Source organism: Spiroplasma endosymbiont of Andrena trimmerana, assembly GCF_964019575.1.
Lineage (GTDB): Bacteria > Bacillota_I > Bacilli_A > Mycoplasmatales > VBWQ01 > Spiroplasma_E.
Genome location: NZ_OZ026455.1, coordinates 563,104 through 585,982, shown reverse-complemented (window position 1 = coordinate 585,982; position 22,879 = coordinate 563,104). Strand labels below are relative to the sequence as shown.

Annotated in this window: 23 protein-coding genes; 6 read left to right on the top strand and 17 right to left on the bottom strand. The window is 23.6% G+C overall.

Features of this window, described 5'->3' with window-relative positions; all coding sequences use genetic code 4:
- Window positions 1-88 precede the first annotated feature (88 nt).
- From AACL03_RS03375 to AACL03_RS03330, 10 genes are all read right to left on the bottom strand, one after another.
- Window positions 89-1,426, bottom strand: a complete 1,338-nt coding sequence (locus AACL03_RS03375) for a hypothetical protein (RefSeq protein WP_339039305.1) — start codon at window positions 1,424-1,426, stop codon at window positions 89-91.
- 692 nt (window positions 1,427-2,118) lie between these two features.
- On the bottom strand, window positions 2,119-2,958 hold the full coding sequence (gene prmC, locus AACL03_RS03370; RefSeq protein WP_339039303.1) for a peptide chain release factor N(5)-glutamine methyltransferase: 840 nt from the start codon (window positions 2,956-2,958) through the stop codon (window positions 2,119-2,121).
- Between the two features lie 26 nt (window positions 2,959-2,984).
- Window positions 2,985-3,386, bottom strand: coding sequence for a hypothetical protein (locus AACL03_RS03365; protein ID WP_338958335.1), 402 nt, complete (start codon window positions 3,384-3,386; stop codon window positions 2,985-2,987).
- A gap of 17 nt (window positions 3,387-3,403) precedes the next feature.
- Window positions 3,404-4,501 (bottom strand): peptide chain release factor 1, encoded by a 1,098-nt coding sequence (prfA, locus tag AACL03_RS03360; protein WP_338958338.1) that lies wholly within the window; start codon window positions 4,499-4,501, stop codon window positions 3,404-3,406.
- A gap of 15 nt (window positions 4,502-4,516) precedes the next feature.
- Complete coding sequence (locus AACL03_RS03355; RefSeq protein WP_281749194.1) at window positions 4,517-5,107, bottom strand: thymidine kinase; 591 nt, start codon at window positions 5,105-5,107, stop codon at window positions 4,517-4,519.
- 24 nt (window positions 5,108-5,131) lie between these two features.
- Window positions 5,132-6,157, bottom strand: coding sequence for a bifunctional oligoribonuclease/PAP phosphatase NrnA (locus AACL03_RS03350; protein WP_339039300.1), 1,026 nt, complete (start codon window positions 6,155-6,157; stop codon window positions 5,132-5,134).
- Window positions 6,158-6,171: 14 nt separating this feature from the next.
- A complete protein-coding gene (locus AACL03_RS03345; protein ID WP_339039298.1) occupies window positions 6,172-8,142 on the bottom strand; it encodes a hypothetical protein in 1,971 nt (656 codons plus the stop codon).
- Between the two features lie 178 nt (window positions 8,143-8,320).
- Window positions 8,321-8,650, bottom strand: coding sequence for a 50S ribosomal protein L31 (gene rpmE / locus AACL03_RS09995; protein ID WP_368862541.1), 330 nt, complete (start codon window positions 8,648-8,650; stop codon window positions 8,321-8,323).
- A 1,405-nt stretch (window positions 8,651-10,055) separates the two neighbouring features.
- Window positions 10,056-10,919 carry a hypothetical protein gene (locus tag AACL03_RS03335; RefSeq protein WP_339039296.1) on the bottom strand — a complete coding sequence of 288 codons (864 nt, stop codon included), beginning with the start codon at window positions 10,917-10,919 and terminating at the stop codon, window positions 10,056-10,058.
- An 88-nt stretch (window positions 10,920-11,007) separates the two neighbouring features.
- Window positions 11,008-11,376, bottom strand: coding sequence for a hypothetical protein (locus AACL03_RS03330; RefSeq protein ID WP_339039294.1), 369 nt, complete (start codon window positions 11,374-11,376; stop codon window positions 11,008-11,010).
- A 467-nt stretch (window positions 11,377-11,843) separates the two neighbouring features.
- Here AACL03_RS03330 and AACL03_RS03325 point away from each other — a divergent pair, with 467 nt between their 5' ends.
- The 6 genes from AACL03_RS03325 (at window position 11,844) to AACL03_RS03300 (ending at window position 16,677) form a co-directional block, all read left to right on the top strand.
- Complete coding sequence (locus AACL03_RS03325) at window positions 11,844-12,716, top strand: hypothetical protein (protein ID WP_339039292.1); 873 nt, start codon at window positions 11,844-11,846, stop codon at window positions 12,714-12,716.
- Window positions 12,717-13,047: 331 nt separating this feature from the next.
- Window positions 13,048-13,998 carry an IS30 family transposase gene (locus tag AACL03_RS03320; RefSeq protein WP_339038665.1) on the top strand — a complete coding sequence of 317 codons (951 nt, stop codon included), beginning with the start codon at window positions 13,048-13,050 and terminating at the stop codon, window positions 13,996-13,998.
- 49 nt (window positions 13,999-14,047) lie between these two features.
- Window positions 14,048-14,980, top strand: coding sequence for a hypothetical protein (locus AACL03_RS03315; protein ID WP_339039290.1), 933 nt, complete (start codon window positions 14,048-14,050; stop codon window positions 14,978-14,980).
- A 294-nt stretch (window positions 14,981-15,274) separates the two neighbouring features.
- Window positions 15,275-15,868, top strand: coding sequence for a hypothetical protein (locus AACL03_RS03310; RefSeq protein ID WP_339039287.1), 594 nt, complete (start codon window positions 15,275-15,277; stop codon window positions 15,866-15,868).
- A 39-nt stretch (window positions 15,869-15,907) separates the two neighbouring features.
- Window positions 15,908-16,297, top strand: a complete 390-nt coding sequence (locus tag AACL03_RS03305) for a hypothetical protein (protein WP_339039284.1) — start codon at window positions 15,908-15,910, stop codon at window positions 16,295-16,297.
- Between the two features lie 140 nt (window positions 16,298-16,437).
- A complete protein-coding gene (locus AACL03_RS03300; RefSeq protein ID WP_339039283.1) occupies window positions 16,438-16,677 on the top strand; it encodes a hypothetical protein in 240 nt (79 codons plus the stop codon).
- Window positions 16,678-16,744: 67 nt separating this feature from the next.
- Here the strand turns inward: AACL03_RS03300 and AACL03_RS03295 are convergent, their stop codons facing one another.
- From AACL03_RS03295 to rpsF, 7 genes are all read right to left on the bottom strand, one after another.
- On the bottom strand, window positions 16,745-16,870 hold the full coding sequence (locus AACL03_RS03295; protein ID WP_339039281.1) for a hypothetical protein: 126 nt from the start codon (window positions 16,868-16,870) through the stop codon (window positions 16,745-16,747).
- A 567-nt stretch (window positions 16,871-17,437) separates the two neighbouring features.
- Complete coding sequence (dnaB, locus tag AACL03_RS03290; RefSeq protein WP_252320077.1) at window positions 17,438-18,778, bottom strand: replicative DNA helicase; 1,341 nt, start codon at window positions 18,776-18,778, stop codon at window positions 17,438-17,440.
- Between the two features lie 2 nt (window positions 18,779-18,780).
- Complete coding sequence (rplI, locus tag AACL03_RS03285; protein WP_338980262.1) at window positions 18,781-19,224, bottom strand: 50S ribosomal protein L9; 444 nt, start codon at window positions 19,222-19,224, stop codon at window positions 18,781-18,783.
- Between the two features lie 31 nt (window positions 19,225-19,255).
- Entirely contained in the window at window positions 19,256-21,253 is a 1,998-nt protein-coding gene (locus tag AACL03_RS03280; RefSeq protein ID WP_252320081.1) for a DHH family phosphoesterase, read from the bottom strand.
- A 190-nt stretch (window positions 21,254-21,443) separates the two neighbouring features.
- Complete coding sequence (gene rpsR / locus AACL03_RS03275; protein ID WP_174481285.1) at window positions 21,444-21,674, bottom strand: 30S ribosomal protein S18; 231 nt, start codon at window positions 21,672-21,674, stop codon at window positions 21,444-21,446.
- Between the two features lie 12 nt (window positions 21,675-21,686).
- Window positions 21,687-22,190, bottom strand: coding sequence for a single-stranded DNA-binding protein (locus tag AACL03_RS03270; protein WP_174481286.1), 504 nt, complete (start codon window positions 22,188-22,190; stop codon window positions 21,687-21,689).
- 30 nt (window positions 22,191-22,220) lie between these two features.
- The gene (gene rpsF / locus AACL03_RS03265) at window positions 22,221-22,748 is read right to left on the bottom strand and encodes a 30S ribosomal protein S6 (protein ID WP_339039277.1); all 528 of its coding nucleotides are present in this window, start codon (window positions 22,746-22,748) and stop codon (window positions 22,221-22,223) included.
- Window positions 22,749-22,879 lie beyond the last annotated feature (131 nt).

The following is a 22,879-nucleotide window of genomic DNA, read 5'->3' as shown; positions in this document are numbered from 1 at the left end:
TAAGGAGTTTTTATATGAGTGCTAAATTGTAAAGGTAAGTGCAACTAAATTATTTTTCTATCCAAATATTCGATTGGTGAAAGATAATTTAGTTGCACTTACCTTTACAATTTAGCATACTATTAATTTTATATATATGACTAATACTTTTAATATTAGTATTAATCATTTTCTTAAATAAAGAAAGTCACAAATTGATTCAATTATAATTTTGAGTATTGTTTTTATTAGTAAATAAAATGAAAATAAAATGAATTTTAAATTTGTTTTGAAATATCAAAGGGTTTTTTATATATAAAAGGATAATAGGGAACTCGTAATTAGGGATAGGTACTAATTGATTTATTAATAATATTTTTTCATAAATATGACTTTTAATTATAGAACATTCATCAATATCTAAAAATTCTAAATTTAAATTATATTTTTTGATAAATGTTTTTTGAAATGCTCACAAAATAGATTTAATACTATAAAATTTTTCTTGGATATAAAAATTAAATACCACAATTGAATATTGAATTCTTTTTAACATTACTCATTTTATTTTTTCATTAATATTTTTTTCTAATTCATAATTTCATGAATTTTCATTAATATTAATGACAGAAATATTCTTATATTTATCTAAATTATAATTACTATAGATATTTACCTTTTCAATTAATATACAAGGTTTTTGATTTAGTAAATGAAGCTTAAAATTATTACTTAAGTTATTTTTTAGGGAAATAATTAAAATATTAGGGAAATTTACTTTTATAAATGAAGTTATTTGAATTTTATTAGCATAGGAGTCATCAATTAAGAATATATATAAGGGAATGTTTCAGTTCTCATTTGCTATAAAACTTTTATGAAAAGTAATCATTAAAAATTTATTTTGTAAAAGATTAAGATTGGGAAAATAATTATTTTTTAATTGCGAATTTATAATAAAAAGGAGTTGTTGCCCTCATTGGTAGTCACTTTCTATTTTAAAAGTATCATCCAAGGCAAAACTAATATCACTATAATAATTAAATTGTAATTTAAATCAATTATCACTAAGAAAACTATTCAAATTACTTTTAAAAGTATTTGAATATAAAGACACCTGATATTCATAAGTAATAAAAGAAAATATTTTTTGAGTAATGTTACTAATTTCTGAAGTTATATTTGGAAATAATTGACTGTCAACTTTAATATTAAGTAAACAAATGAAATTAAAATAATTGGTTTCAAACTTATCAAAATCGATAGCAAACTCTTTAGCAATTATTAATCTAAAATGTTCGACTTCTTTTTTTATACTTAAGTTTAAATTAAATTCAATTTGTTCATCTTTTTCAAGAAAAAAATTAAGTTTAATTTTTCGTACATGAATTGTTAAAAATCATATTAGTTGATCATCATAATATTTTTTATAACCGATATTGATCATTATAATTTCTATTTTTTTGTATATATAGGTTAGGACTTTATCATTAGTTAAGAGAATTTTTTTATCTTTACTAATAAGTTTTATAATAATAATAATAGCGGTTATAAATCTTAAATGTCATTCATAACCATCTAATTGAAACCCTTTATTATGTTCAAATTTTAATTTTAATCTTAAATTTTGTTCAAAGAAAAAGTTATTCAAGTAAATAATGTCTTTTTTTAAATTATACTTATTTGTGTTACTTATATTGATAAGTCACTCACTACTTAAATATTTTTTTTGTCATACACATATTAAGAACAAATTACTCATTCTAACAAAAGGATATTCATTGGATATGTGGATAAACTGTGTAAGCAAAGTATTTATTGCTATTATTTCATTGTCACCATTAATTACAAAGTAATCTTGCTTTCTGGAAATATTACAATTACTAATTTTTATTAACATTGTATTAATAAAAGTAATATTTCTTTGTAAAGTTCGAAATGTAACATTAAATTTTTCCATTAGAAATGCTATATTAACCGAACAAGAATACTGAAAATATTTTAATATTTCAATGATACGCCACATTAAAACTGCCCCCGTTATCCTAATTGAAAGATTAAATGAGATTTTCCTTTTCAAAAAATAAAATAGTCACCTTTTGAGTGACAAAATTATTGTTCTTAAATTATTTTTATATGTTATAATGCTTGCCAAATAAATAGCATTCTTCATTTATTATTAATATCTTTAATAAATTTGTAATTATATTGTGGTAAATACTTTTTAATAAGAATAGTTAGTGCTTCTTTTTGATCAAAACCAAATTCAAATGATAATAAAAAAGATTTTTCTAAAACTGCATGACATTGTTGAAAAATTACTTCATAAAAATATAATCCTTTATGATCAGCAAATAAAGCTAATTTTGGTTCATATTGTAAATTATGTTTTGAAAAAGTATTTGCTGTCTCATCAATATATGGTGGATTTGAAACAATAATATTAAATTTATGATTTTTAAGATTTGTAAATATATCGCTTTCAACAAAATTAATATTTTTTAGGTTAAAATTATCATTATTAATCTTAGCAATAGTTAATGCATCTTTGCTAATATCACTTGCTACTATATTTCAATTAGGTTTCTTTAACGCTAAACTAATAGCAATAGCACCACTGCCTGTCCCTAAATCTAATACTTTTAAATTATCATTATTAAAAATGTTTTGCGCATAGACAAAAACATTTTTAACTAGTTCTTCGGTTTCATTACGAGGAATTAATACTCTATTATCAACAACAAACTTATGATCAAGAAATCATTGATAACCAATAATATATTGTAAAGGATAGCCAGCAACAAATTTTTTAACTAGTTGTAAATATGATTCTAAAAAATCTATTGCTATTGTTTGACTAAGATTTGCATATAATCAAGATAAATCTTTATTAATAAACTTTAATAAAATTATCTTATTAATTTGTTCATTTTTTTTATTAATTTTTTTTGCTAATAAAAGATAATCTCTATAAGTCATTAATTTATACTCCAAAAATAAATATTTTATTGAAAATTAACAGATGAATTATTATTTCTTGAAGTTTTTTTTATTAAATTATTAACAACGAGAATTAAAACAATAATACTAAAAATAAATAAAAAACTAATTGTTAATAAACAAATAATTGGAAAAAGAATAATGTAACTACAAATACTAATAATAAAACCAAAATTATTAATATTATTACCATTAATATTTCGTAAAAATTCTAAATTTTTTCATAATAAATAATGAAAAATTAAACTAGATGCACTAGCAAATCATAATGTTAAAACTAAAAATAAAATGTGAATAATACCACTACTAAAAGTTAATGTAATAAACGTTCCTAATGCCGCATATAAAAAAATAACTGATATTAAAAACAAAATTTTTGTTCTAGAGTCTAAAATCTTAAAATCCATAATAATTTCTTCCTTTTTTACTTTAATACTGTAATATTTTCATCAATATTTTCTAATTTTTCTTTTTGTTCACTACTAATTAAAGCAATAATAATTTCATCAATATTACCTTCCATAATACGATCTAACTTTAATAAAGATAATCCAATTCGATGATCGGTTACTCTATTTTGTGGATAATTGTATGTTCTAATTTTTTCTGAACGATCACCGCTACCAACAGCTGTTTTTCTTAAATTACCAATTCTTCCCTGTTCTTCTTCAACTTTTTTTTCATAAAGTTTAGCTCTTAATACCCGCATTGCTTTATCTTTATTATCATGTTGACTTCGTCCGTCCTGTGAAGTTACAACAACACCTGTTGGAATATGAGTAATTCTAATTGCTGAATCGGTAGTATTAACATGTTGACCACCAGCACCACTAGAACGATAAGTATCAATTCTTAAATCAGAATTATTTATTTTAATTTCAACTTCATTAACTTCTGGCAATACAGCAACCGTTGCAATTGAAGTATGAACTCGTCCTTGTGATTCGGTTTTTGGAACTCTCTGAACACGATGTCCACCAGCTTCAAACTTTAATTTAGCAAATACATGTTTACCTTTAATCATAAAAGCAATATAACTAAATCCACCATTTATTGCTTCTTTTGCTTCAATAGTTTCAATTTTTCATCGTTGAATTTCACAATACTTACTATACATACGATATAAATCACCAGCAAAAATATTTGCTTCATCGCCACCAACAGCTCCTCTAATTTCAATAATAACATTTTTATCATCATTTATATCTTTAGGAATTAGTGTTAGTTTTAATTCATTTTCTGCTTTTTCTAATTCAATTTCATTTGCTTTAATATCTGTTTTAAGCATTTCACAAAGTTCTTGATCCTGTTCGGTTGCTAATGCCTTTTTTGCTTCAATAATTTCTTTGTTAATTTTTTCATATTTTCAATATTGTTCAATAATTGGTTCTAATCTACTATGTTCTTTTGTTAATTCAGTGTATTTATCACGAGGAATTAATTCGGGATTTTCTAATTGCTTTTCAATTTCACTATATTTTTTAGTAAGTTGCATTAACTGTTCTAATGTTTTTTCATTCATAATATCACACCTGATTTATCTATTCTGATTATTTGTTAAGACACGATGATGACTACGACATCGAGCTTCATATTGTTCTTGCGCACCAATTAAAATAATTTCATCATCATATCTAGCTTCCCGGCCATTAATAATACGTTGTGTTCTTGTTGCTGCTTTACCACATTTTACACAAACAGCATCTAATTTAGTTACAAATTCTGCTAAAGCTAATAATTCTTTAGTAACAGGAAATGGTTCACCACGAAAATCTTGATCTAAACCCGCAACAATAACTTGCTTATTTTGATTTGCTAATGTTTTAATCACTTCAATAATTGATGGTTTAAAAAATTGTACTTCATCAATTGCAACTGCTTCTATTTCTTTATCTACATGTTTTAATATTTGCATTGGATCATCAATTACTATCGCTGTGATAGATACTCCTTTATGACTTACTACTTTTTTAGCATCATAACGAATATCAACCTTGGGTTTAAAAACTAGCACTTTGCGTTTAGCATACTGTAAACGATTTATACGTCGCATAAACTCTTCGGTTTTTCCAGCAAACATACAACCAGTAATTACTTCAATTCATCCCTCATTATAACGACTATACATTTATATCCAACTCCATCTCTAATTTTAATTGTTTGTTAATTCTGGTGATTTACTAGCAATTTTATCTAAACTATCAATCAATTTTTCAACTTCATTAATATTTTGTAAATATGCACCAGCTGCTGTCTGATGACCACCACCACCAAACTTTGCAATAGCATCATTAATTATTCATCTTGCACTACGAACACTAACTTTAATTTTACTATTCATTTGATCATAAGCAGCAATTAATCAAATTTTAATACCATCAATATTTGACATTACATTAACTTGGCTAGTTAAATCTTCTCTAGTTAAAACAACTTCGCCTTTAATATTTAATATTTTATTTTGACTAATAATTTTTGTTTGTAAGTCAGTAATTATTTTATTGTTAAATATTATATAAGCAACACCATTATCAGTAATTTTAAAATTTGATAATATATATCCTTTCAATCTTGCGATTTTTAAACTTTGAATATATAAACTTTGATATAAGTCTAATAAATTAAAATTTTGTTTAACTAAAAAACTAGCAACCTGAAAAGTTTCTTCATTAACAGAGCGATACAAAAATCTACCAGAATCGGTAACTAAACCAAGAAATAAATTTCTAGCTGCTAAAGCAGAAACTTTTAAATTCAATACTTGTGCTCATTTTGCCACTACTTGGCAAGCAGCAGAAGCCTTTTCTTCAATTAAATCAATATCACCATATTTATCAACAATTGGATGATGATCAATTTTAATTATCTTTTTTCCTTCTTCTCAAAATTGACCACTAATTCGTTCGCGATTAGCTGTATCAGTGACTATTACTAGTGCATTTTCATAATCTTCTTTTTTAACAAAAGTTGGTTGTGGAAATAATGATGCCATATGTTCATTTGTTTCGCCTGGAACAAGTACTTTTTTATTTTGAAAATTATCTTCAATAATTTTTTTTAATCCTCATTGTGAACCCAAAGCATCTCCATCAGGATTAATATGACGATGAATAATAATTGGATTACTGATTTTTATTAATTCATAAATTGCTTGTGCTTCTTTTTTAAACTTATTCATATTATATATCCTTTCTATCATGTACCAATTAATTGCTTTGTTTCATCATCAAAAACAAAAATTGAATTTTTAGTAATACTAATTCAACCAACAGTTCCCACTTCTAAATTATCATTATTATTTGTTAAAACTTCAAATTGTTCTGATTTAGTAGTTTCAACCAATAAATATGCTTTTTTATCATCAACTTTAGTAATATTTTTAATAACACCATTAATAATAATTGAATTTTTTAAAAAAGTAAATCGTGGTTTCTTTGCACTAAACAAAATGGCATTTGATTTAAAAGCAATAGTAGAAGCAGTTTTAACATCAAACTTACCTAAATTTACATTATAAAAATATAAATTATGAGCATTTCATTCTCCCTTTGCAATATTAATATGCTGTTCATTTATTTCTTTCAATAAATTTAAAGATAATGGTTTATCAGTGATTTCACTAACATTTCCTTGTTGAATAATTATTTCATTTTCAATAACAGTAACATTAGTCGCTAATAAATTAATATCAACTTGATTATTAGTTGTAAAAATAATAATTATTTTCAAAAATTTTTGTAATTTTTTAATTCAATTTGCTAATTGTTCTTTATTATCAACATTTAAAAGTTCAAATGGGTTATGCAAAATTAAAATTTTAGTAGGTACAATTAATTGTTGAATGATTTTTATTATTTGTCGCTCTACTATTGTTAATTGTGTTAAACGTAGTGACAATAAATGACTTAGTTCTAAATGTTTAAATATCATAACAATATTTTCACTAATTAAATCACGGACATCAATTAACTGTGAATATAAAGTTTGTAATTGTTGTTGATATGTTTCTTTATCTTGTAACTGTGGATTTTTTAAAATTTTATCATGATAAATTTTAATTTCATCTTTAATATTTTTTAAAAGTAAATGCATTTCATCTGGTAAAAGTTGCATTGCCACAAAATCTTGTTTCATATTAAATTTAATTCTTTGTACTTCTGCTAAGTCAATTCACTGGTCTAAAATTTGATCAATTTGACTACGAGTACATTTAATTTGTTGATATGAAACTAAATGATTAAGTTCGCTATTAAAATTTTGATTATGATTGTTACAAGTTTTTAACGTAGTTCTAATTTCACTTCTAGTAGTACTAATCTCTCTATTTAAATAATTATTTATTTCTTTAATAACAAAACTAATTTCTCGTAGTTGAAATTCTCATTTTCTTTCTTTTGGTGGATTACATCCACAAAAACATGGTCCCACTAAACTTTCCAAACTAGAAATACGATCTTGCAAAGATTGTAAAAATAATAAGTTATTATTTGCAATAATATTTTTTTCTTCGGCAGTAAATTTTTTAATTAGAATATCTGTTAATTTTTCACTTCCAGCAAAATTAAATTTCTCTTGAGCAAAGTTTTTATGAAAATGATTAATTTGATATTGATATTCTTTAATAAAATTATTACGAGTGCTTTGTGTTTCATTAATAAAATTTTTAATAATATTAATTAATTTTTCTTTAAAATAACCACTGTCTAAATTTAAACCTGTATTTTTTAAGTTTTCAATATCAGTCTTAATTTTTTGATTAATATTGCTTATTTCTTGTAAAAAGGGTTTATTAGTAATTGCTATTCTTGCTAAGTTACGTTGAATACTAAATAATTTATTTCAACTCTGTAAATGCATACTAACATAAGCCATTTTTCGTTCAAAACCAATACTATTATAAGTAACATCAATATCATCAATTAAAATTTTACCCTCCATAATAGCAGAAGAACCTGCTAGAGCATTAATTAATTTTTCAATATTATCTTCATCATTACTAAAAATTGCCAAGCAACTAGGATATTTTCCTTCAAAACTTCAATCTTTTACGGCTTTTTCAACGGATAAATTAATAATACTAAAATTAAAGTTACTAGTTTGCTCAGTATTATATCTAATACCTTTACTTATTACCAATTTATTAAAATCAGATGATTTTTCCATAAAACCATTCCCTACCTTAAAGTTTTTTATTTCATATACTATTAAAATTATATTCTATATTTATTGGGTTGTATACATACAATATTTTAACTTAATTAATGGTAAATATGTCTGTAAATAATTTTATTTTTAAAGTATAAAAAAAAGAAACTATTATTAGTTTCTAGTTTAATTAAAATTATTTTTTAACTTGTTTAGTATCAGTTAGTTTTAGAACATCTTTTGCTGTTTCTAATACAATAGTTTTAGTATTTTGTGGTTTTGCTTTGTTTATTTCAACAGTTTTTGATTTTGTTTCAACTTGTTTGCTTGCTTTTGTATTAAAGCGTTCAACTCTTCCTTTTGCTGAAACAAATGATTGTTTTCCAGTATAAAATGGATGACAACTTGAACATGTATCAACACGGATTTCTTTACCCTTAGTTGAACCACTTATAAAATTATTGCTACATGTTATACATGTTACTTTAGTTTGAAAATACTCTGGATGGATGCTTGCTTTTGCCATGGTTTCACCTCACTTATAAAATTACTATTAATAAAAAGTACTTAAAAATAATATCATTAACAATATAAAAAAGCAAATAAATATTAATGATAGATAGAGTTTTTATTTTGATAGATTATATTGTAAAAATGTGTTCTAATTCAATTAACTAGAGTAAAATCTTTAAATGATAAAATATTTTCTAAATTATTTTTATAATGTTTAAATTATTTTATAGTAATAGGTTTACTATAAGAATTATAAATCAAATTAATAATATTAACTAATTGAAAGTTAGTTAATTGATTACAACCAAAACCATTACGTTGTACCTTACTAACTACTTGTTGACAATAGCTTTCAAGTTCACTAATAGTTCATAAACAAAGAAAAAGAATGCTTTTCTTGTTTTAATAAAATTATCACTATTAATTTACTGAGATTGTAAACCTTCAATTTGTGCTTGTAATTATTTAATTATCTTCATGTTCTTTTAATTGTTCCTGGTAATACATTATTGTTTCACTAAAATTTATTGGTAAATCAGTTTTCATCATCGTAATTGAAAATCACAATATTTGAAAGTATCTTGTAAATCCTAGATTTTTAACATTTGTGTTTTTGGATTTAATAAACTTAAATTAAAACCTTTAACTTCAAATCCTGCAACATAATACTCATAGTCACTTAATAATTGAGTTTTAATAAAATGTTCTTTTACTGCATAATCATAAGGAACTAGTAAGCTAGTGTTTTGTTTTTTCTTGGTATTTTCTGAAAGCAATTAAATATTTGATTCATAATAAAATAACTTCTTAGCCTCTTAAATGTCCCATCATTGGACAAATTAAAGATGCTACTAAAAATGAACCAAAAAGAAATATTGAAATTCGAATATATCATTGGAATGGTAGAGTTAAAAAGATTGCTGTAACTAAAATAATTCATACTATTTCCAATATGAATTCAATAATTGATATATTACGAAAGAATTTTAAACGAGTTCGACAAATGGCTTTTGGGATTAAATTTTGCATATTAATCCTTCTTTTCTTAATAAGAAATAAAATAAGGTTCTATTTAACCTTATTATTTGTAATAATTAATTTATAGTTGAAAGTAAGGCGAGATAAAGTGTTAAATTTAAATAAACTTGAAGATTACATAATTGCAATTTTACTAACTTTTAAAAATAAAAAAAACTCTATTAATAATTGAAATTCTGATTATTTAATTGAAAATATTATTGTTAATCAATTTTATAAATTTTTTAATGAAATAAATTTTCAAGATACCAATACTATGAATTTAAGAAGTATTATTGACTCAGAAATTAGTGGTATAGCTCAAAATGTAAGAAATTTTAACAAAAAGTTAGGTCTTAATTATGTAGAAGAAGATTTTCTTGATCAACACTATAAAAAACTTAATTTTCAACTTTTAAATAGGGATTTAATACAAATAATATGTTATTGCGAAAGTCTTCTTCTTGATTTTGTTGATAAGAATTTTTTAATCTTTCAAATTCTTTTCCACAATCATTAATAATTTTAAGTATTTCTTCATAAACTCTAACATCTATTATTGGAGTTGATTCACTAATATGGCTTTTAGTTACTATTTTAGGAATTTCTATTCTTTTTCTAGGTTTGGAAATAGGTATAGAGAAAGTCTCTGACATATTTTTATTTTGTTTTAGTGGTATTTTAAGTCTAGTAAAATCTTTTTGTCTTTTTAATAAAACTTCTTTTCTATTTTTAAAAACATTACTAATATATGGTTTTAAATTAACATTAAATTCTTTAAGATCTCTGTTAATACTTCCTGTATTATCCTTAATGACTTTTTCCATTTGATTATATTCATGATTAACACTTTCTATATTATCATCTTGGTACGAAATAATTTCAAATGATAAACAATTGGAACTCAAGTTTATATTTTTATTAGAAAAAAGACCTCAAACCATAATAAAAGAACTTGGAGAATAAGATAAAAGTTCATAACTTCCAAAAACAGGAATTTTAAATTTAATTATTGGTTTCTTTGTTTGACAATGATGACCAAAAAAATCTTGACCATTAACTATTGCTTCTTCAACATCGGATTCTGCAGTATCAAAACTTAATGTAATTTCATCTAACGAAAATTTATCATATAAATAATTTGTATACTCTTCTTCATTAACATTCAAAATATAATTGTCTTCACATTGTTCTACTTCATTTTTAATTTGTTGTTTTTTTGACTCAAAAACATTACTAAGACAGTTATTTCTATTAAAAATCATTATTAGTACCCCCCTTATAAATTGTTAAATTAAATTTCTTAGTAAAATTATATTTTTTATAAAAAACAAAAACAAGTAAATATGAACTTTATTTAATTTTTTTAGTGTTTATATTTCTCTTTAAACCGCCAATACACTTTTTCTTACGATGATATCTTAAATAAGCAACTCCAGTAAGAATAAAAATTGAACGAAATACTGTAAAGACAATTCATGTTGTGTTAAAACCACTAGTACTATGATTAGGGTCTGGATCTGGGATTGGAGTTGGGGGACTAAGAGGAATGAGTGGATCAGGTGGAACTTTAGGATTATTAATTAATTGTAATATTGTGCCATTAATACACTTTAAAAACTTGTCTTGCGCAAAAATAGTGATATTTAAATTTACTCAATTTTTACTTGCTAAAAAATGTTTTAAAGTTGTTTCATCAAATGGTGTCAACACCAATACCATTATCGAAAAATATGTATAATAATTAACTACAGTATTTCTAGTACCAGCATACTTTGAACTGCTCCAATGGCACATAATGATATAAGTGCATGCAAGTACATTCTTTACCTCCTTCCTCTGATAACAAACTTTTACTAGACTAACCTTAAGTAAATAAAAATTCGCTTATTGAAAATGAATTTAAAATTCACTTATATATGTTTTAAGTTTGTTGTATATATTTTAGATATCTACCAAATATTTCCCTCTACCTTAACTATAAATTATTTATCATAATAGAATGTTTTAAATAGTTTTAATATTAAATCATTTACTATTTAAATTTATTAATATCGAAAAAAATATTGAAAAAAATATAAAATTTGATAACCTTTAATCATAAACATATAAGTTTTAAAAAACCTATTACTTTATTTAAAAGTAAATAGGTTTTTTTATTTAGAAATATATTAAAGGAGAAAATAAAGATGTTAGATTTTGCTAAATATTTTGATTTACAAAGTGATGGTGAATATTTTGATTCAATCATGAAAAATATAATTAAAGAAAATAGAAAAAATGAAAATGTAATTAATATTTCAGAAGAAGAATTAATATTAAAAGAAACTAATGATTTCAAAGAATTTAAATCACTAATTGAAAAAGAAATTAAAATGTTTATTTTTAATGATGTAAAAAAAACTCTACAAGAATGAAAATTAAAAAATTTTAAAAAAATTTATGCTCTTGAAGAAAGAAGAATAAAATATAGTCGTCAAAATTATCCAGATGAAGTATTTCAAACTCACTATGCTATTTATCAAAGAATTAATGAATATTTTAACAATGATTATAATACTTTGGTAATTTCTGAAATTTTAAAAAATTTAAAAGAATTAGAAAAAATCTATAAAGAACTTAATAAATTTGATGATGTTTTTACTGATAATTGTTTTTTATTAGAAGAACTATTACCAGAATTTCAAGAAAGTATAAGCAAAAATAGTATGAATGAAATGCAAAACAGAAAAAGAAATATTAAACAATTGGCAAAAGAAAATGAGCAAGAAAATGAAGAATGAGATATAACAGAAGAAGATGAAATTAAAGAATTAAAAAGTAACAATACTAATAGAAAAATTGCTCTTTATGAATTATTAAATAAAAAACTTGATGAAAAAAAGAAACTTAAATTTAAACCTTGAAATAATACTAAACATAAACAAATTGATCAAGAAATTACAAAAATTAAAAAAGAATTACAAACTATTGAAGAACATGAAGAAAATGAAAACAATAAAGTTATTGAACAAATAATTACCGAAGTTAACCAACTAACTACAAGTTCAACCTTCAATTAATACAGATGATGATATGAATAATTATTATGATGAACAAACAACTGTTCAAAAACAATCTTCAACTTTATAAAAAGTATTATATTTAATATAATACTTTTTAATAATTGAAAATCATTAAAATATTTAATAACATTGACATTTTTATTTTTAATATCTATACTGTATATAAATCAAATACAGTTTATAACTCAATTACTTTTGAATAAGTAATTGAGTTATTTATATTTGCTGAGTTATACTTGTAAGTGCAAGTAAATAAAATTGCAAAAAATTCTCATATAAAAATTTCATAATGCTAAATTTAGTTTAGAAAAAAGTAAGGAGTTTTTATATGAGTTATAAACATCTTGGCATAGATGAAAGAATTTATATTGAGAATCAATTGAAATTTAAATTTAAAATTAGTGAAATAGCTAAAAATCTTAATCGAAGTATTAGTACTATTATTCGAGAAATTAATAGAAATAAAGATAATAATCATTATTTTTCATTAATTGCACAAAATAAAGCTGAAAATCGAAAACAATCACATATTAGTTTTCATAAGTTTAAAAATAAGAATTTAGTAAAATATGTACAACAAAAATTACTATTAGGTTGATCACCTGAACAAATTTATGGCAGAATTAAAAATTTTCATAAAGAATGAGTTATTAGTTTTAAAACAATTTATACTTGAATTTATTTTGGAATGCTTGATAAAGTTACTAGTAAAAATTTAAGAAGAAAAGGTAAAAAACGAAAATCTAAAGAAAATCGTGGCAAGTTTAATGGTAAATCAATTAAAGAACGAGATATAAATGTTAATGATCGTATAACACTTGGTCATTGAGAAGGAGATACTATAGTATCATCACGAGGTAAAAGCAAATCATGTTTAATAACTTTAGTTGAAAGAGTATCACGATTTACTTTAGCAATATTAGTTAAAAACAGAACTACTAAAGTTATTAATAAAAATGTCAGTTATTATTTATCAATTCTTCCTAAAAACATTGTTAAAACTATTACTTTTGATCGTGGCAAAGAATTTTCAAATTGACAACAACTTGAAAAAAATTTAGATGTAAAAATTTATTTTGCCAATCCATATTCACCTTGACAAAGAGGTACTAATGAAAATACTAATGGTTTAATTAGAGAAAAATTTCCTAAAAAATTTATTTTTTCAAAAACTAATAAAAATGAAGTTCATAAATTTATATTGTCTTTAAATCAAAAACCGAGAAAAATACTAAATTATCTTTCACCAATCGAATATTTGGATAGAAAAATAATTTAGTTGCACTTACCTTTACAATTTAGCATTTTAAAAAAGGAGAAAGTTAAAAATGACTATCAATGATGATTTAATAAATACAATTTATCATGAGGCAGGACATGCTTTTATAAACTTAGCAAAAGGTATTTCATTATCAGAAGAAGGAATTACTATTAAAAACAATGGCGGTGGTCATACAATGATAGAACCATCAGAAAATGTTTCATTATTATCAATGATATCTTCTAATCTTGCGGGAAAAATTGCGGGAAAAATTATGGTAGGAAAATCAATTCCTCAATCAGCCTCACATGACATACAAAATATTTTAGAATTATTAGATGAACTATCAAAAATAAATTTAAGTCATAAAATACCAAAAATTTTACTAAAACAAACACAAGAAACCGTAAATACATTAATAGAAAATTATAAGACAATACATTTAATTGCAATAATGTGTCTTGTTAAAAAAGAAAATAATAAAGAAGAAATAGAATTTATTTATAAATATAAAGAGTTGCCAAAACACATCAAATGTAAAATAGAACAAGATACAAATTTGAATAATTTTTTAAATTCAGAATTTAATGTTGAAAGTTTTAAAAAATATCAAAATTATAGTTTTGAAGACTTTTTTAAATATGAATTGTTTGAATTTAAGACATTATTAAATTTCTATCCAAATTTAAAATCTGAAGCAAATGCTTATGAAAACTTTAGTAATAAAATAATTGATTTGTGTTTGAAAAATGATTCATTGAAATTAAAAATTATTAAAGAATATACAAAAGTAGTTGAAGAAATTGTTAAAAAATCAATAACAGTAGCAGAAGATTGAAATAATGCATCTATAAATTTTACTGAAACTATTTTAAGTAAAATATTATGAAAAGAAATACCATTTTATTCACAATGAAATAAAACAGATATAGATTTTATTAATCAAGAAAATAGCAAAGTTTCAACAAGTAAAGGTCAAAGTTCTAGTAATAAATTATAAAAAATATAAATCTTAGATACTTTAAAACTTTAGACATATTACGCAACTAATTAATTTTAAAAATTGAAAAAATATTTAATATTTTACTTCATTAATTCATTTATAGTAGTGTTTGGAGAAATTATAAGGTAGTGATGTTATTAATTTTTATCCATATATAATTTCATATATCCTTGAAATGAAATGAAATAAATTATCTTTTATACACTGAAAAAAGTTGTAAAAATATTATAATAAATAAATGACATATTTGAATATGTCACCATAAGTTTAAAAATTTTAAAGAGGTATAAAATGAAAAGAATATTAAATATTTTAAGTTGTTTAATATTTAGTGCATTAACTACTATTAACATTAACGCTTGTGACTTTTTTGATAACAATTCTCACAAATCAAAACCTTTGTATGAAAATGAAGAATGATTTAATGGCACAAGTTCTCAATATGAAGGTAATATTGTAGACAATATCAATATAATGTCTTGAAAAAAATATCATTTAGATTGACAATCATTTATTAAAAAGTATCAATTATTAAATTTTGATGATAAAGCAATTATTAAAGTTGAAATTGCCACATATAAAAACTGTATATGACATAATTTACCATTTCAAATTACAGGACCTAACTTATCAGTTAATACAGCAAAAATTAACACATCAAACAACACAAATGATGAAAAAAACAAAACTTGAAATATAGAATTTATGTATTATTATGGCAGTTGACTTACTCCGTTAGTTTTTATTCATATCTATGCTCAAGCATTTTTTTGATATAGTAATAATGGCAATATATATTTATCTATTCATTTAAAAGAAGAATCAAAAAATGCTGTAGAAGGAACACACTTTAAACTTCAAATAAATAGTGCATATTTAAGCTAAATTTATTAATTATAATAATAAAAAGGGGACAATATAACAATGAATGATGAAGATGAAAAATGTGATTTAGAAGTTAAATCAATTTTAGAAAAACAATATAAAAATGATCAAATCAAAGAGTTCTTAGTAAAACTTATAAATTCAAAAAAAGAAGAAAATAAATTTTATAGTAACTTAGAATTACTAGCGGATGTTTCACTATATTATAAAAAGATTAAAAAAACTGTTAAAATAACAAATAATACTTTGGAAATAATAAGCAAAATTTTAAAATTAAATGATACTGAAATAAATAATTTTTTAAGTTTAAGTTGAAATAAAATTCAAGAAATAACTACAGAAAAAATCATAAATATCGAAGAAATTAATGATTTATTAAATGAACCTTTTGTAAATACTTCATATATTAATCAAAAAAATTTAATATAGATTTCTAATTTAATATCTTTCTAAAATACTTACATTAACCTCATAAATAACACTCAAAAGTATTATAAATACTATTTTATTTTTGAAATAATGTAAAATTATTTTATAAAAGGGGTTAAAGTTTGAAAAAGGGGTATTTTATGAAAAATTTAAAAAGTATACTATCAATTGTAGGTGTTTTAGGATTTACAGCAGCAACAACAAGCAATGTCACTGCATGTATAAGTAATATAACAAGTAATTTTCAAGAAATAACAAATTGAAAAGAAAATAATGGTGAAATTCAAAGCTTAGTTAATAATAAAATACTATTTATGCAGGAACCAAAACTGGCGATGGCAAAGGTAATTTATTTAAAATTACTGATGATGATACAATAACAGCACTATCTAAATGAGATGAAAACAACGGTGAAATATGTAGTCTATTAAACATTAATAATACTATTTATGCAGGAACCAAAACTGGTGATGACAAAGGTAATTTATTTAAAATTACTGATGATGATACAATAACAGCACTATCTGATTGAAAAGATACTAATGGTGAAGTTCGTGGTTTACTAAATGTCAATGGCACAATCTATGTTGGAACTAAAACAACACCTATTAATAATGCATATACAGGAAAGTTAATTAAAATTACAAAAGATGACACAATAACAATATTATCAAAATGAAATGTAAATAATGGTGAAATTTATAGTTTAACTAGTTCAACAAACGAAAGTATTTATATTGGAACCAAAACTGGTGATGGTCAAGGAGATTTATATAAAGTTAAAGAAGATGGTACAAGTACACTAGTAACCAACTGAAAAGAAACTAATGGCGAAGTTTTAAGTCTAGTTAATGACAATAATACAATCTTTGTTGGAACAAGAACTACTGATGGTAAAGGAAGATTATTTAAAGTTGTCTATACAGTAGCAATTGGTATTTTTAGTTGAAGTAGCAGTGGTGGCGAAGTACATAGTTTATTAAATGTCAATGGTATTGTTTACGCTGGAACTAAAATTAGTGATAATAAAGGAAAACTATTTAAAAGTTTAAATCCAGAAGGATAATAAAAACTAATTAATTTAATTTATTAACTTCTTTTAAAAAAACCTAAAATTAAATTTTAGGTTTTTTATTATTTTTATCCTGTATAATTTTCAAACTTACCTCATTTTGGAATAAAAACAGTTACTACTTTTCCTGTTGGGCCGTTTCGATGTTTAGAAATAAGAATTTCAGCAAGATTACTTTCTTGTGAACTTGTTGTTTCTTCACTATTTTTTTCCTTATAATAATCATCACGATATAAAAACATAATTACATCAGCATCTTGTTCAATAGCCCCTGACTCACGTAAATCAGACATTAAAGGACGTTTTTCTTCACGTCTCTCCACCATTCTTGATAATTGTGATAAACAAACAATTGGTACTCTTAATTCTCTTGCCAAAATTTTTAAACTACGAGAAATATTTGAAACTTCTTGTTGACGTGATTCACTATCTCTACCAGTTAATAACTGTAAATAATCAATAATTACTAATTTAATGCTATTTTCACGACTTAATTTTCTTAATTTAGTTTGCAACTCTAAAACTCTTAAACCAGGTGTATCATCAATAATAATTCTTTTTTGTTTCAATTGCTCAGCAGTAGCACTAATACGATTTCAATCAGCCTGTGTAAATTTAGACTTATTACGTAAACGATTAGCATCAAAATGTCCTTGACAAGAAATCATTCTTGTAATTAATTGATCTTTTGGCATTTCTAATGAAAAAATAACAACAACATCGTTTTTATTATCTTGTTCATTAGCAGCATTTAAAGCAAAATTAAGTGCTAAGGCGGTTTTACCCATTGAAGGTCTAGCTGCTAAAATAATTAAGTCACCTCGCTGAAAACCACTAGTAATCATATCCAAATTGTTAATACCTGAACTTGTACCAGTAATATTAACTGTTGATTTTTGTAGTTGTTCAATTTTAGTTACCACATCATCAATGTGTTCACTAATTGGCAACATCTCTTCATGATTACGTTCACTACTTACTTGTACAATTTGAGCTTCAGCAGCAATTAAAACTTCATTAATTGACTTTTCACTTTGTAACTCTTTACCTATATTTTTTAAAGCATTTTCTAATTGTCGTTTAGTAGTTCTTTCAATCAAAATATCAATGTGTTCTTTTAAATTAGCATCAGTAATATATTGAGCCACTAAAGAAGATAAATATTCAATTCCACCAATTTTATCCAAATTATTTTGCTTAACTAATTCTTCGGCAATAGTTGTTATATCAATACCAGAATTATTTTTATAAAGATTGGTAATTGTTTTAAAAATAATTTGATTAGAATTAATTGTAAAATCATGTGGTGCCAATAAATTTAATGCACTTTCACATGCTGGTGATGATTGAATCATCGCACTTAAAACATTAACTTCTGCATTATTTATATATTGACCATTGTTAGACATAATTATTCTCCTAAAACTTCAACCTTTAATTGTGCAATAATTGTAACATCTAATTTAATATTAATGTTAGTTATACCTAATTCATTAATAGGATTAAATTTAACAAATTTATGTTTATCAATTTTAATGTTATATTTTTGCACTAGTTGTTCACAAATTTGTTTTGAAGAAATAGCACCAGAAACTTTACCATTATTACTTTTTAATTTAAATTGTAAAGTAATTAAATCTAATTGTTCTTTAATTTTTTGTAAATCTTCTAATTCCATTTCTCGTTGTATTTTTTTATTTTCAATTACTTTTTGATTAATTTTTAATGCTTCTGTTGTAGCAATTACAGCTAATTTTCTTGGTAATAAATAATTTTTACCATAACCATCACTAACATTAACAACTTCACCTTTTTTACCATAATTTTTAACATCCGTTAAAAGGACAACTTTCATTGTAAACATCTCACTTTCTATTTTAATAATTTTAATACCTTTCAGTAGTAGCACTCTCACTTTGATATACGCCACTTTCAATTAATTTTACCAATTCATCATACAATGCTCTAATTCCCAATTTACTACTTTGGACAGCAGCAGCACTAAAGTGACCACCACCACCTAAGTTTTCACAAATAATTTGAACATTTATTTCACCGTTGCTTCGTGCTGATAAACAAGCACGTCCTTGACGATCATAAGCAATAGTAAATGATGCTTTACAATCACGTAAGTCTAACAACATTTCTGAAATTTGGGCTAAATATGAAGTATGTACTTCTAAGTTTTCATCACCAACAGCAACTAAAAATCCTTTTTTAATTTCTTGGGCGTGACTAATTAAAGCAAATTTATCAATTAGTTCATTTAAACTATTTTTCAATAATCCTTTAACTTTAGAAGGAGAAGCTCCTCAATCAGTTAATAATCCACAGGCTTCAAAAGTTCTTCTTGTTGTTCTTACTTGGAAATTATTAGTATCAATTAAAATACCTGCAAACATTATATTTCATAAAAATTCTGATTCAATATTATTAAAATCATTATAATAAATAATTTCTGTCATTGCTTCAGCTGTTGAAGAAGTTCCTGCATCAATATAAGAAGTAATGGTGCTACTAATTGATTCATCAGAAACACGATGATGATCAATAACAATAATTTTTACAGCTTTACTTAATAAATCAGGACTATCAACACGTTGTGGATTATGAGTATCAACAACAATTAATAAAGTATTTGCATGAAGAAATTTAAGTGCTTGTTTACCTGTAATAAAATTACGACTAATATAACTTTCAGGAACAAGTTCATGAAGAATTTTTAATGTTTTTTCATCAACTTCATTTTGATTAATAACATAATGAGCACTTTTATTTAAGCTTTTAGCAATTTCAATAATAGCTGTTCCTGAAGAAATACTATCAAAATCAGCAGCCGCATGTCCCATAACTAAAATGTTTTCTGCTAATTTTATTTCATTATATAATGATTGTGCAAACATTCTAATATTAATTTTAGATTCTGATTGTTTTGCTTCAATAGTACCTCCAATAAAAACTGTATTACCACCAAATTCACGAATAACTACTTGATCACCACCACGATAAACTGCTAATTCTTTACTTTCAATAGCCAAATCATATAGATCTTTACTAATAGCATTACCATAAGAGAAACCAGCAGATAACGTAATATCTGCTTTAAATTTTTTAACACCTTCTCGAATATTTTTAATAAGTGGAAAGTTATCATTTCTTGCTTTATTAAATTCATTTTGATAAAGTAAAATATTGTAACCATCTTCAATATTACCTAATAATAAACCTGAATAATTATTAGCAAAATCATTTAATTCAGTTTTAATAAATGCTTCAACACGAATTTGATTCTCAACTCTTAATTTTTGTAAAGAATTATAAAAATTATCAATACTAATTACACCAAAAACTAATTTTTCTTGCTGCAATTTATTATATAAGAAATGATATTTAGTTGTTTCTTGTAACAAAATTGTTCTAGTTTGTACTAAATAAATAGCATCATAAAGCATATCTTCAATTTTAAGTGTAATTTGAGTAATATTATTACTAATTAATTGTTCTAAATCTCTTGATAGTTTAACAATTGATTTTCCAATTAGTCTACCTAAACCTTTATCTTCTAAAAATTCACTTACTCACATAATTGATAAATCACTATCTAAAACAATCATACCAACACTACCAAAAGTTAAAGCTTGTGCATTATTTAATTTTATGATTTCAGCTGTGTTAATATAACGATGACGAATTCATAAACTAAATAGAAAAATATAAAGACAAACAATAATAAAATTACCTAAAACTAAACTTAAAATTACAGTAATAGTGACCACTTGTTCTGCTGTCTCAATATTAACAATAAAATAAGTCAAGCCAATTAAAATTTCAACTACTAATCAAACAATCATTATTAAATGATAATTTCTTAACGATTTGAACACTTTGTCACTTCCTTCTAATATTATTAATTATACTATAACACTAATATTAAAAACAGCCATTATCTTTTATGTAATATAATACTATTAAGGTCTTTTTATTTTAATTTTAAACTATTATTTAAAATAAAATATTTTTAAGATAAAAAAATAAATAAAAATTGAGTAAGTTTACAAATCTTACTCAATTTTTTTATCTTGAATATCTTAATAATCCCATGATTTGGGCACGTTTTATATTTTTAGCAATTAAACGTTGATACTTTGGATTAGTACCTGTTGTTCTTGCTGGCAAAATTTTGTTATTATTACCCATAAATTTACTTAGTAATTCAATATCTTTATAATCAATATAAGTAATATTATTTTTAGTAATAAAACAAGATTTTCTTCTTGTAAAATTTCTTGGTTTACCAGTGTTCATAATTATCCTCCTTTAATTATTTAAATCTCAAATGATATCTTCTTCATCAAATTCTATATTTTGAATAGCCGCTTCTTTTTCTTGAAGCTGATTAGTATTAGTAAAGGCAATATCAGTACTATAATTAGGACTTTTAAAAGCATCATCTAAATGAATTTTATTCTCATCTCTTGGTTTTGAATAATTAATATTAGTGTTATTACCACTACTATCTTTTTTACGATTATCTAAAAAAGTAACAGTTTGTGCAACCACTTCAGTAATATATAGTTCTTTTCCATTCTGATCTGTTGATTTTCTTACTGACAGTCTTCCTGAAACTGAAATTAAAGAACCTTTAACTAAATAATTAGTCATATTTTCAGCAACTTTATTTCAAGCCACACATGAAATATAATCAGCTTGATTTTGAATATTATTAACTGCAAGTGTAAAAAAAGTAAAAGGTTTTCCTGTTGAAGTTTGATGTAACTTTAAATCACGAGTGATTCTACCAATTAATGTAACAATATTCATTTTTTATCCTCACTTTTAACTTAGATTTTATTAATCTTTTTGTTCAGTATTCGATGCATTATTATTAGTATTTGTTTTTGAATTTTGGTAATTAGTTTTTGTACGATAAGATGACTCAGTACCAGCGATTGGTCTTGGTTTTCTTTCACCATTTTCATCACGATTATAAGAAGGACGATTTCCTGGTCTTGTTGGTCGAGAGAAAGAACTAGATTCTACTTGGCGTTTTGGTTTAAACTTATTAATTTTTTCACTATCTAAATTAATAACCAAAAAACGCATTACGTCTAATTGTCTTTGTTTATTTAAAGCTACACGATTAAAGTTAGCAATATTTTCTGGTGAAGTTAGCACTTCAATAATAAAATAATGACCCTTAACTTTTTTGTTAATAGGATAAGCAAATTGACGAATAGAATCTTGTTCTTTAGTAATTTTTCCAGCATTTTTAGTTAAAATTTCACAAAATTCTTTTTTAATTAATTGTGCTTTTTCTTGATTTTGATCATCAATGATGTACATAATTTCATAATTATGCTTTTGTTTTAAATCTTCCAATGTTCGAAGACCTCCTTTTGGGCATATGGCTCTGATGAGCAAGGAGTAAATATATTAAGTTTGATTTTTAAATATTTGACTCATACAATATTATAACGTAATTACCTTTAAAGTAAAGGAAAAATAACAAT